This window comes from Actinoallomurus acanthiterrae, assembly GCF_054775715.1.
The window spans coordinates 313,697-324,639 of the sequence record NZ_BAAHCO010000001.1; the positions used below are offsets into that span (position 1 = coordinate 313,697).

At 69.3% G+C, this 10,943-nt stretch carries 13 protein-coding genes and 1 pseudogene; 4 read left to right on the forward strand and 10 right to left on the reverse strand.

Annotated elements, in window-relative coordinates; all coding sequences use genetic code 11:
- Positions 1–64: 64 nt before the first annotated feature.
- The 3 genes from ACYVF7_RS01660 to ACYVF7_RS01670 all read right to left on the reverse strand — a co-directional run bounded on the left by ACYVF7_RS01660 (position 65) and on the right by ACYVF7_RS01670 (position 2,695).
- Positions 65–1,570: a PH domain-containing protein gene (locus ACYVF7_RS01660; protein ID WP_460333713.1), complete on the reverse strand. Its 1,506-nt coding sequence runs from the start codon at positions 1,568–1,570 to the stop codon at positions 65–67.
- On the reverse strand, positions 1,567–2,058 hold the full coding sequence (locus ACYVF7_RS01665; protein ID WP_460333716.1) for a PH domain-containing protein: 492 nt from the start codon (positions 2,056–2,058) through the stop codon (positions 1,567–1,569). The genes ACYVF7_RS01660 and ACYVF7_RS01665 overlap by 4 nt, the downstream gene beginning before the upstream one ends.
- Positions 2,059–2,152: 94 nt before the next feature.
- Positions 2,153–2,695, reverse strand: a complete 543-nt coding sequence (locus ACYVF7_RS01670) for a hypothetical protein (protein ID WP_460333719.1) — start codon at positions 2,693–2,695, stop codon at positions 2,153–2,155.
- A gap of 508 nt (positions 2,696–3,203) precedes the next feature.
- Here ACYVF7_RS01670 and ACYVF7_RS01675 point away from each other — a divergent pair.
- Together ACYVF7_RS01675 and ACYVF7_RS01680 are read left to right on the forward strand one after the other, a co-directional pair.
- Positions 3,204–3,845 carry a hypothetical protein gene (locus tag ACYVF7_RS01675; RefSeq protein ID WP_460333721.1) on the forward strand — a complete coding sequence of 214 codons (642 nt, stop codon included), beginning with the start codon at positions 3,204–3,206 and terminating at the stop codon, positions 3,843–3,845.
- A 153-nt stretch (positions 3,846–3,998) separates the two neighbouring features.
- The gene (locus ACYVF7_RS01680; RefSeq protein ID WP_460333724.1) at positions 3,999–4,430 is read left to right on the forward strand and encodes a hypothetical protein; all 432 of its coding nucleotides are present in this window, start codon (positions 3,999–4,001) and stop codon (positions 4,428–4,430) included.
- Between the two features lie 83 nt (positions 4,431–4,513).
- Here ACYVF7_RS01680 and ACYVF7_RS01685 read toward each other — a convergent pair whose 3' ends face one another.
- A complete protein-coding gene (locus ACYVF7_RS01685) occupies positions 4,514–5,284 on the reverse strand; it encodes a class I SAM-dependent methyltransferase (RefSeq protein ID WP_460333728.1) in 771 nt (256 codons plus the stop codon).
- Positions 5,285–5,427: 143 nt separating this feature from the next.
- On the opposite strand from ACYVF7_RS01685, the gene ACYVF7_RS01690 reads away from it, so the two are divergent.
- A complete protein-coding gene (locus tag ACYVF7_RS01690) occupies positions 5,428–6,030 on the forward strand; it encodes a TetR/AcrR family transcriptional regulator (RefSeq protein WP_460333731.1) in 603 nt (200 codons plus the stop codon).
- A gap of 234 nt (positions 6,031–6,264) precedes the next feature.
- Here the strand turns inward: ACYVF7_RS01690 and ACYVF7_RS01695 are convergent, their stop codons facing one another.
- On the reverse strand, positions 6,265–7,704 hold the full coding sequence (locus ACYVF7_RS01695; RefSeq protein ID WP_460333734.1) for an MFS transporter: 1,440 nt from the start codon (positions 7,702–7,704) through the stop codon (positions 6,265–6,267).
- A gap of 164 nt (positions 7,705–7,868) precedes the next feature.
- On the opposite strand from ACYVF7_RS01695, the gene ACYVF7_RS01700 reads away from it, so the two are divergent.
- Entirely contained in the window at positions 7,869–8,282 is a 414-nt protein-coding gene (locus ACYVF7_RS01700; RefSeq protein WP_460333737.1) for a MerR family transcriptional regulator, read from the forward strand.
- A gap of 23 nt (positions 8,283–8,305) precedes the next feature.
- Here the strand turns inward: ACYVF7_RS01700 and ACYVF7_RS01705 are convergent, their stop codons facing one another.
- The 5 genes and pseudogenes from ACYVF7_RS01705 to ACYVF7_RS01725 form a co-directional block, all read right to left on the reverse strand.
- Positions 8,306–8,794: a hypothetical protein gene (locus ACYVF7_RS01705; protein ID WP_460333740.1), complete on the reverse strand. Its 489-nt coding sequence runs from the start codon at positions 8,792–8,794 to the stop codon at positions 8,306–8,308.
- 124 nt (positions 8,795–8,918) lie between these two features.
- Positions 8,919–9,437, reverse strand: a complete 519-nt coding sequence (locus ACYVF7_RS01710; RefSeq protein ID WP_460333744.1) for a GNAT family N-acetyltransferase — start codon at positions 9,435–9,437, stop codon at positions 8,919–8,921.
- A 70-nt stretch (positions 9,438–9,507) separates the two neighbouring features.
- A complete protein-coding gene (locus ACYVF7_RS01715; protein WP_460333747.1) occupies positions 9,508–9,948 on the reverse strand; it encodes a VOC family protein in 441 nt (146 codons plus the stop codon).
- Positions 9,908–10,174 (reverse strand): annotated as a pseudogene (locus tag ACYVF7_RS01720) (4a-hydroxytetrahydrobiopterin dehydratase); the annotation flags it as partial. The gene ACYVF7_RS01715 and the pseudogene ACYVF7_RS01720, both read right to left, overlap by 41 nt.
- A 32-nt stretch (positions 10,175–10,206) precedes the next feature.
- Positions 10,207–10,941 carry a thioesterase II family protein gene (locus ACYVF7_RS01725; protein WP_460333750.1) on the reverse strand — a complete coding sequence of 245 codons (735 nt, stop codon included), beginning with the start codon at positions 10,939–10,941 and terminating at the stop codon, positions 10,207–10,209.
- Positions 10,942–10,943: the final 2 nt, after the last annotated feature.

The following is a 10,943-nucleotide window of genomic DNA, read 5'->3' on the forward strand; positions in this document are numbered from 1 at the left end:
TTTTATGCCGAAGGGCCGCGTCGAGTTCTCGGGTCTTGTCGCCGCCTGGGATGACCGGCGCTGATCAGGGCTTTCGCTGCAGGAACGGGGCGAGGAGATCGGGTACCGCTTCTTCGGCGAAGGCCAGCCCGTCGGAGACGGCGACGTCCCGGACCTTGTAGCAGTGTTCGCCGGCGGAGGTGGCCGCTCCCAGGGTGAGCAGGCCCGCGCGGCGCTGGAAGATCGAGCGGGAGATGCTCCAGCCGATGATGTCCTCACGCTTCAGCGCCACCGTGCAGCGTGCGAAGGCACCGGCCCGGGTGACCAGGTAGCGGCCGTGCAGTCCGTGACCCAGGGCGCGGTAGGCGGTGAACGCCAGCGCCACCGCGGCCGGGACGAGCACCAGACCGCAGGCCACGGCCGCGTACAGGAACGATGAGGACAGCCACGCGCCGAGAACGGCCGGCGCTGCGACGACCAGCGCGGTCACGATCAGCGCGCGGGTGATCCGCCTCCGCAGGACGACGCGCGGGTGTGCTCTGAGGTCGGCCGAGGCCGTGGGTGATTCGTCCTCAGCCTGTACGTCGGCGGCGACGAGGAGCACTTCGTCGCGGGGCATCGGCGGCGTCAGCAGGCGCCGCCGGCGGTTCTCGTCCCGGTCGCCGAGGCCGTCGGCCACCGCGTTCAGGCGCGCGCCTCCGGCCCAGCGCAGAAGCATCGGCTCGCGCAGCTCCACCCCGCTCAGCCGTCGTTCTTCGATGGTGACCGACCGGGTGACGAGCAGGCCGCGGCGGACCCGGAGGACGCCGCCGTCCGCGCGTTCCAGGCGGTAGCCGCGCCACCCCTCGATGAGGGCGAAGGTCGAGACGAGGGCGCCGAGCACGGTGATGACCAGCAGCGTCACCAGAATGCCGAACCACAGGGGCACGGATCCGTAGCTCTTCTCGATGTCCTTGACAAAGCCGAACTCGAGCGGGTCGACCTTCATCTCGTGCAGCGTGCGGTAGGCCGTGCCGACGGCGGCCAGGAGACTCCCCACGCCCCAGACGGTCAGCGGCCCGTAGCGCACCCAGGACCAGTCCATGGCGGCGATCGGGCCGTCATCGTCGACCGTCGTACGACCGGTACGGCGGAGGAGCCGTCGTCGCAGTTCGGCGGCCTGGACCTTGCCGACTCCGTCCAAGGTGAGCCTGCGGCTCGACGCGGAGGTCTGTTCGCCGGTGCCGATCCGGATGGAGGTGAGCCCGAAGATCCGGTGCAGGAGGTTGGCGGTCAGATCGATGCTGCGGACGCGGTCGAGCGGCAGGGCGCGCTCGCTGCGGAACAGCAGACCGGAGCGCAGCTCGATCCGGTCCTCGGTGATCCGGTAGCGGGTGGTGAGGAAGCGCATCAGGCCGAAGCCGGTCACCACGAGGAAGGTGACGAGGATCGACCCGAGCGTGATCAGGGCCAGCAGGCCGAGTTCGCCACCCGTGACCAGAAAGGTGCCACCGAAGGAGGCCAGCGGTGCGGCCAGCAGGCTCATGTTGGCCAGGATCAGGCGGGCGTCGAGCCGTTCCCAGGGACTCGCCGGGCTCTGGGGCGCGGTCACGTGGCGTCTCCCGGTGTCGCCTGCGTGCACCTGGTGAGGTGCTGGACGAGGTCGGTCGCGACTCGGTGGTCCAGGCCCTTGATCTTGACGGCGCCGGCGGTCGAGGCGGTGGTCACGGTGACGCCGGAGAGCCCGAAGAGTTGCTGAACCGGGCCGCGCAGCGAGTCCACGGTCTGGACGCGGGACAGCGGCACCACGCGCCACCGCTGCCAGAGCCATCCGGACGCCGCGTACACCGCGTCGTCCGTGGTCTCCCAGCGGTGGACCCGGTAGCGCCAGGCGGGCATGACGGCCATGTAGACGAGCCCGGGGACCAGGGTGAGGACCAGGCACCAGGCGAACCAGGTCCGGGCGGGCGGGATGAAAAGGTAGAGCACCACGAACACGATCGGCAGTGGGAGCGCGAACAGCGAGGATTGGGCGGTCCACCAGCCGATGGCCCGGCGTTCCAGACGGTTCCGGGGCGGCCGGAGAGTCAGGTCAGTCATGCGTCCGTCCCGTTTCCCTGGTGGTGTTCCAGCCGACCCGTACCGCGGGCGGCATCATCCGGCAGCATCGCTTCTGGGCCGCGACCGTGCGGCCTCACCGCGCGCTGCTGCCTGCCGTTGCCGTGGCGGGCGAGGGGGCGTCCTCGCCCGCGACGCGCAGCCGGCGGCGCCTGGTGAACAGGACCGCGCTACGCCCCAGCACCATCGCCAGCGACATGAAGATGAAGGCGTTCGCGTAGACGTCCTGGCCGCTGAGCTTGTTCTCGATGCTGAACCTGAGGATGTCCGGGCCGAACCAGTGCTCGGTCCCGTACGCGAAGATGACGCGTCCGCTGGACAGGGCCAGCCAGAGCAACGCGTAGGCGACCCCGCCGGTGGTGTAGATCAAGCCGGACGGGTCGCGGTGGGCGGGGAGCAGGGCGCCCGCGATCAGCCCGAAGACGGCGCCCACGACAAGGCCGACCAGTTGGAGCCAGAGGTCGTTGCCGCCCGTGGGAAGGGAATGCACGAAAATCGCGATGACGATGGCGACCGCGATGAATGACCGCAGTATCCGCATGTTGGTCACACGTTTGCGCCCTAGATCGGTCGCCAGAATGATGACGAGGATCGTCGCGCTGGCGATGAGTGCTGTCAAAAACGGGCTCATGCGACCTGTGGCCTTTCCTGCTTTAGTGCGATCTGCCGTGCCATTGCGCTTAACGCTATGTCGCCGCTCGACTCCGCCGCGACGACCGAACGACGGGTTCGGCCGTCAACCGATCGGTGGACAGTCGACCACGAAGAGTAGTGAGTTTTGTCAGGTTCGCAACCGCTCTGTGGATGCATGGGGTGAATATCCCGTTCCGAGCGTCGCCTCCGCCTGACCTGGCGGGCCTGCCTCGTGACCTCGGACGTTCCAGCGAGTCGTCGCTCGGGGGAGCCTCTTCGTCGCCGGAAGGGTCGCCGCTCGGGAAGGCGTCACCGTGAGGAAGGTCTCGCCGAGAGGCCGTCGCCGTAGCGCTCGATCCAGCGGTCGCCGGCGGTCGCACTGAGCTACGGCAACCATACGGTGCCGTATGTTAAGCTCAAGATCATTACGTGACGGTCGGCGGTGAGTCCTTGCCCGCCTTCACGTCTCTGCGCTATTCCCCCCGGAGGAAGCAATGCGTAAGTCCCTGGCCCTGACCTTCGCGACGATGACCGCGGCCGGAACACTGGTCACCGCCGTTCCCGCATCGGCTCAACCGGCCGGCGCATCCACGGTCGGCCGAGTCGCGCCGTCCACGATCACCACCGCCGGTACCACCGAAGCGGCCGCGAGCACTGCGGCAGAGCCGGAGGCGGCGGAGGTGTCAGCGGCGGGCCTGCGGCAGCTCTACCGCTGGAACTTCCAGATCAGGCCGGGCAGTTCGATGCCGAAGGGCTCGGACAAGAGGGCCTGGAAGGTCCTGCACAACTGCTTCAACTGCGTGTTCCCGATCAAGGGGGCGCCGAAGAAGTTCCCGAAGGACGGCCAGCGAATCAATCTGAAGGCCTGCGTCGGGGGGAACTGGGGTTGCAAGAAGGCGCCGGTCAAGTACTACCACGGCATGGCCAAGTACGGCTGGTACTTCATCGCTCAAAGCGGACATTTCGACGGTGCCGGCTCGCGGGTCTACTTCACCATCTACATGAAGGGCAAGCTGCTGTTCCTCGGTGTGCGCGGCTACGTCAAGCACCCGACGATCCCGGACGCGGTCAACAAGCACTTCGCCAACGCGACGTGGTCGAAGTTCGCCACCAGGCTGGGTTCCAAGCTGCGATGACACCCGCTCACCTCTGAGCGGCAGGACGCCCCTCCGGCAATCGGCCGGAGGGGCGTCAGACCGACGGGATCGGGTCACCCGGGACGGCGGAGGCGGCAGAACTATTGTCAGGGTCTTTGCCGCAGGAACAGGCAAGGAGATCAGGTTACGGCCATGAGCGTTCTGAGCGATTACTTCTCAGCCCCTTCCGACGAGGCGGCCGCCCGCGCGGTCACTGAGAGCCTGTCGTATTACGACGTGATCCAGATGAAGGGCCTCTTCCCGGACTACCACCTGGTGCCGCTGGAGGTTTTTCTCACCGGCCGCAGTATCGAGGAGATCGAGGAGGGTCCCCGCCACGGCCGACTACTGGCGTCGGTCGACGACCATCAGGTCGTGGTGGTGACGGTGTCCGACGAGCTCATGGCCGGTCTCGCGGCGGCTGAGAGCCGGCGGCTCGCCGAGGCGGCTGAGTCATGGTCGCGGTTCGAGGACTTCCAGGGATCGGATACGTCGGGATTGGTCGACTTCCTCGAGGAACTCGCCGGCCTCGCTCGGCGGGCCACGGTGAGGAAAGAACACCTGTACTGCAAGATCTGCTGCTGACGGGCGTTTCGCTCGGGTTGGTGCGATGAGCCCCAACGCGGACCTCTTCGCGCAGGTCAGCGGCACCACAACCGAATCGCCGATCAGGCCGCTCCGGTTCGTACGGCGGCGGCGGCCAGTGTGGTGTACGGCATCGTGAAGCCGCCCCCGACCTTGTCGATGGCGGCCCCGACGTCCTCGAGCACCTCCGCCAGCTTGTCCGGCGGGAGCTGGGTGAGGGCGCCGGTGGTGGGCAGCAGGTCCAGCCATTCGTCCCGGGTGTAGGACTGTTCCCAGTCGAACCGCCACTGCTCCGGTTCGCCGAACCCGCCCGCCTGCCGGATCCCGTCGGCGGCCGCGGCGAACATCGCCTGGTAGATGTCGATGGCCGTCCTGGTCGGTTGGTCGCCGCGGTTCACCGGCGAGTCGGGCGCCACCCGCCGGAGTGCCGTGGCGAGGGCTTCCCTCGCCTCGGGTGGGGCGTCGAACACGTGCCCGAACACCGCCAGCCGGCCGCCGGGCCGGAGGACCTGCGCCGCCTTGGCCGCGCCCGCGACCGGGTCCACCCAGTGCCAGGCCTGTCCGGCGATGACCACGTCGAACACCCGGCCGGCGGGGTCCCATGCCTCGAAGGTCGCCACCTCGACCTCGATCCCGGTCCGCCGGGCGAACTCGGCCATCCGCGCGTCGGGGTCGACGCCGAGCACCGTGCAGCCCGCCGTCCGGAACTGCCGGGCCTCGATGCCGGTGCCGCAGCCGACGTCCAGGACGTCGTGGCCGGGGCTCGCGGCGACGATCCGCTCCACCAGGGCGTCGGGATAGCGCGGCCGGGCGCGGTCGTAGCGCTCGGGGTCCACCCCGAACGACTCCGCCATCGCTCGGGCTCGATGCGCCTCACGGGGCATGCGTTCGGAGGGACGTGGTTGCTCTTGCGGGATAGTGGGCATACGCCCACTTTAGTGGGCGTGCGCCCACTCGGTCAAGATGGGGTCATCGAGGTACGGGAAGGGGATGCGCGGTGCCGACAGGGGTGCACATCCGCGACGCGCGTCAGCAGCTGTTCGACGCCGCCGAGCGTGTCCTGCTCCGGGACGGGGCGAGCGCGCTGACCAGCCGGGCGGTCACCACCGAGGCGGGTGTCGCCAAGGGCGTCCTGCACCGGCACTTCGCCGACTTCGACGCCTTCCTGGCCGAGCTCGTGCAAGACCGCATCGCCCGCGTCGACGGCCAGGCCGCCGCCCTGCGCCAGTCCGCCGGGACCGGCACCGTCGCCGGCAATCTCACGGGCGCGCTGATCGAGCTGTTCGACCCTGTCGCCGTGGCGATCGTCAGTCTCGTCATCTTCCGGGACGAGTTGCGCGCCCGGCTACGCCAGGCCAGGCCTGTCGACGGCGTCCCGATCCTGGCGGAGGCCAGCGCCATGATCGCCTCCTATCTCGCCGAGGAGTGCGAACTGGGCCGCATCGCGGCCGACGCCGACGTCGACTCGCTCGCGCTGTCGCTCATCGGCGCCGGGCACATGCTGTTCGCCGGCCGCAAGGGCACTCCACCGGACCCCGGAACCGTCGATGTGGTCGTGACCACGGTCATCGCCGACGTGGTGCAGAGACGACTGCTCTGAACCGCCGGCAGTGACCTGACTCAAGGGGCTCTCGTACGGCCTGCCGTCCAGCGCGTTCGCGCTCGCCAACGGGCAAGGGCCTCCTCATCGACGTCCTTGACGTCGCAGGAACACGCCCTTCCAGGTGGAGACGACCCCTTTCGGTTGGCAGAAGAGCTTCAAGCTCGACGTAATGGGAAACACGGGATCGCAGCGGTTCATTCACATATAGTGCTGGTCTGGACGCCGTACGCGTTATCGGCCGGCTGCCGGTGAATGGGCCGACCCGGGGGATTGTGCTCGCGGGGGCGCGGGAGGTTCGGCAGGCTGTTTCCTGACGAGCCACAGGCCCGTCAGGATCGCGCTGGCCGCGGTGACGATGCCGGCGGCGAGGAACGCGGTGTCGAGTCCGGTCTCGAAGGTGGCACCGTGGGTCTGCCGGGTGCGGACGATTGCGCCGAGCACCGCGACTCCCAGAATGGCGCCGATCTGCCGTGTGGTGCTGCTGACGCCGGAGGCCAGACCGCCGTCCTGAGGGTCGACCGAGGATACGGACGCGCCGGTCAGCGGCGACATTGTCAGGCCGAAGCCGACGCCGACGACGGCCAGCCGCCACCACACGTCGCCGTAGCCGGTGTCGTGATGGACGGCGGACAGTGTCAGGAGTCCCACCGCCGCGAGGGCCAGTCCGGCGGTGACGACGACGCGGAAGCCGAATCGGGCGGCGATGCGACCGGCGTACGGGCTGGTGATCACCATGGCCAGCGAGCTGGGCAGGGTCTCCATACCGGCTCGCAGCACCGAATGTCCTTGGACGAAAACAAAGAACTGGGAGAAGAAGAACGCCGAGCCCATCAGGCCGAATCCGACGACGACCATGGCGGTGTTCGACACGGTGAACAGTCGCCGCCGGAACAGCCGCAGCGGCAGCATCGGTGTCGCTGCGCGTGCCTGGGCGGCGACGAACAACGCGAGCAGGACGGCGGCTGCGGCGAGACTGCCGAGGATCAGCGGCGAGCCCCAGCCGTGGTCGCCTGCCGCGATGAGGCCGAAGGTGAGCGCGCCCACGCCGAGTATCGACAATGCCTGACCGGCGATATCGAGAGCGGGTGCCGCCGGATTGCGGGACTCGCCCAGCACGCGCATGCCCGCCAGCAGCGCTGTCACTCCGATCGGCAGATTGACCAGGAAGATGCTCGGCCAGCCGAACGCGTCGGTGAGGACACCGCCCGCCACCGGACCGGCGGCCAATCCGACGCCGCTCAGGCCCGCCCACAGCCCGATGGCCTTCACCCGTTCCTGCGGTTGCGGGTACGCCGAGGCCAGCAAGGCGAGGGACGCGGGACTCAGCGCCGCGGCACCGACGCCCTGCAGGACGCGCGCGGCGACGAGCCAACCGAGTGTCGGGGCGACACTGCACAACAGCGAGGCCAGCGTGAACACCGCCACACCGGTCAGGAACACGCGTTTGCGACCGAACCGGTCGGCGAGCACGCCACCGGCCAGCAGCAGCATCGCGACCACGAGCACGTAGGCGTCGACGATCCACTGCAGACCGGTCAAGGTGGTGTGCAACCTGAGCTGCATGGTGGGCAACGCCGCACCGACGATGGTGTTGTCGAGCAGCACCATGAACTGACCGACGCACGTCAACGCCAGCAACACGCCCCTGTTGGGCCGAATGGATTCGGACACAGGCGATCCCTCCTTCGGGTGGTGGGACGTGGACGCTAACGATTGACATCGATGTCACCTCAAGCCCGCGAGAGGCGCTTCCGCCCACCGCCACGCCCAACGGGAAGGGCTACGGTGTCGCTGAACGCCGCCGTGAGCAGGCGGCGGGGGAAGGGGAGGCCGCAATGCGGATCGGTGAGCTGTCGCGGCTGTCCGGGGCGAGCCCGCGTTCGATCAGGTACTACGAATCGGTCGGACTGCTGTCGCCACGACGCGACAACCGCGGGTACCGCGAATTCGACGCGAGCGCGGTCGCGCAGATCGCGAAGATCAAACTCTTGCTGCGGGTCGGACTGGACATCACCGACATCGTCGTGATGCTTCCCCGCGAGGACACTTCCGAGATCGTGTACTGCGCCCGCGCCCAGCAGCGCATCGATGAACAGATAACCCGCATCGAGCGCCAGCAGACACTGCTGAGCGAAGCCAGGTCGCTCCTACTGGAACTGCAGCGTGTCGGACAGGTCACCGCCACCGACCGGCCGTTCACCGAGCCCGTCCGAGCAGTCAGCGGCAACAGGACCGCAGGAATCCGCTGACCGCGTCCTCTGCAACAGGGGGATCAGCGGCCGGAGCCGACGGCCGACAGGTTCCCAACGGCGTCGGCGTAGTAGGCCGACTCGGCCAGATGAAACGCGATCTGCCGGAATGTCCAGCCCTCCCCGGGCGGATGGTCAAGCTGGTCGGGCGTCAGCGTGTTCAGCCGGGCGGCCCAGATCCGGCCGAGCCGGGTAAGCCGGCTCTTCGCCTCGTCCAGGTCCTGGCCGGTGAAGGCCGCCAGATCGCCGGGAGTCGTGCTCGCCGAGGCATGCCAGCGATCAGGGATCGTCCGGTCTCCGGCCAGCCGCGCCTCCAGCTCCGCGAGGTGATCGATGAGGTGATCGGCGACCCGTCGGATCGCCTTGTGCGGGGTGTACAACCGCTCGCCGGCGCGCAGCGGGCGGCCGTCCCATGCCGTCCAGGTCACCGCCAGCCCGAGCACGTGATCGATCATCGCCGTCACGACCGATGCCGGCTCACGGTCATCGGTGATCGGCACATCGTCGGACATCCGGGAACCTCCATCTCGCGAGGCCGAACGGCCGCGGAGGCCAACGTAGCTTCCGGATACCTCGACGAACGTCGAAACATCGATGCGTCGAAGGCCGGCTCACCCTGTTCACGACGGGCGGCTGTCAGACCGGCGGATCGGTGCGCAGCAGGCTGTACGTGACGCCGTCCCGCCAGGCGCCGTCGCGCCATCCGCAGCCGCGCATGACGCCTTCGCGGGTGAAGCCCGCCTTCTCCAGGGCGCGCTGTTCGGCGACGTTCTCGACCTCGGTGTCGGCCTCGATCCGGTGCACGGTGGTGTGCGCGAACAGGTAGCGCGCCAGCAGCCGGTGCGCCTCGGTGCCGTATCCCCGGCCACGGGCCTCCGGCAGCAGCCCGATGCCCATGCTCCAGCAGTAGGACGCCGGCGTGGCCTGCCGCCGGCGCCAGGCCACGAAGCCCAGCCGCTCGTCGCCGCGGACCACCAGCAGCGTGCCGCCGTCCTCGCCGATCAGACCGTTCTCGGCCCACCGCCGCCGGTAACGGCCCGGGTCGAACCAGCCGAACCGCGCGAACTCCCCCGCCGTCTCCGGGTGCTGCGTCAGGTCCTCCAGGATCTGGACGTCGTCCTCCTCGACCGGCCGCAGCCGCACCTGATCACTCATGTGTCGATCATCCCGTTCTGGAAGACCGCCGCGTCCGGCTTTCTTCGCAAGTCCCGGCACCGGATGTTCATCAGTCACGGTCCTGCCAGGTGCACAGGCAGACCCGGTTGCCTTCGGGGTCGGCGAGCATCCAGAAGCTCGGCGCCTCCGCGTCGCTGACCAGCGTGCCGCCGGCGGCGAGCGCCGCGTCCACGCGTGGCTGGACCTGCGCGGGATCCACCCACAAGTCGAGGTGCCAGCGTTGACGGGGTTCCTCGCTGCCGGACGGCTGGAACCACACGGTCGGCAGAACGTCGCCTGGGTCGCGAACCTCGTCGCCGAAGTCGGGCCCGGACAGATGCTCCATCGCCAGCACCGCGGCCCAGAACGGCGGAATCGACTCGCCGGCGCGTGTCGAGGGCGAGTTCGAGCCGGGAGACGTTCGAGGACTCCAGCTGCACCCCGGCATCTGCGGCGATGGAGGAGATGGCGCGGGCCAGCCGGATGTCGCGGTCGGTGACCGCGCGCTCATCGTGGCTGGTCAGCCGGACGTCTACGTGGGTGTGGCGCAGGTGGAGGTCGGGATGATGGTTCATCTCGTCGGCTACCGCGCCGATGGCGCCCACGACCGAGAGCCCGGTCGCGAAGTCCTTGGTGTGGATGCGGGTCTGCAGTCCGCCGAGCAGGTATGCCCACCTGTCCAGCGCCTCGTCTGCGATCTGTTGTCCGGTCAGCTTGCCCATGGGACACCCTTGCATCTTGATCCCGTTCTCGCGAACGCGGCCACGTCTCAGCGGATCACGCGCTCTGCGACCGCCGCCAGGATCGGGGCGGTCCGTGGGAGCAGGTAGAAGTGGTCGCCGGGGTGGACGTCGAGGGTGAACTCCGCGGTGGTCAGCTCCGCCCAGCGCTTCATTTCCGCGGGCTTGACGACGGGGTCGTCCTCCGCGGCGAGCGCGGTGATCGGGCGGTCGAGCGGCGGACCGGGCTCGTGCTCGTACGTCTCGGCCAGCCGGAAGTCGCCCCGGACGTACGGGAGCACGAGCTCGCGTAGCTGTGGGTCGGCGAGGAGCTCCACGTCGGTGCCGCCGAGCCGGTTCAGCGCGCGGACCAGGGCCTCGTCATCCTTGTCGTGGATGATCTCGTCGTCGGCCGGACGGTCGTGGGCGGCGTGGGCGGCGGAGACGAACAGGTGCCTCGGCGGGTGCCCGCGCGCGGTGAGCAGGCGCGCCGTGTCGTACGCGACGGTCGCCCCCATGCTGTGCCCGAACAGCGCGACCGGCCGGCCCGGCAGCGGCGTCAGCGCGTCCGCGACGGCGCGGGCGAGCGACCCGATGCCATCGGCCGGCGGGTCGCCCAACCGGTCCGCTCGTGCGGGGTACTGGACCGCATGGACCTCCATCCACGGCGGCGCGGCCCTCGCCCACGGGCGGTAGAACGCGGCCGACCCGCCGGCGTGCGGGAAGCACAGCAGCCGGACGGCGGCGGACGGCCGCGCGTCGAAGCATCGGAACCAGCCCGGCACCG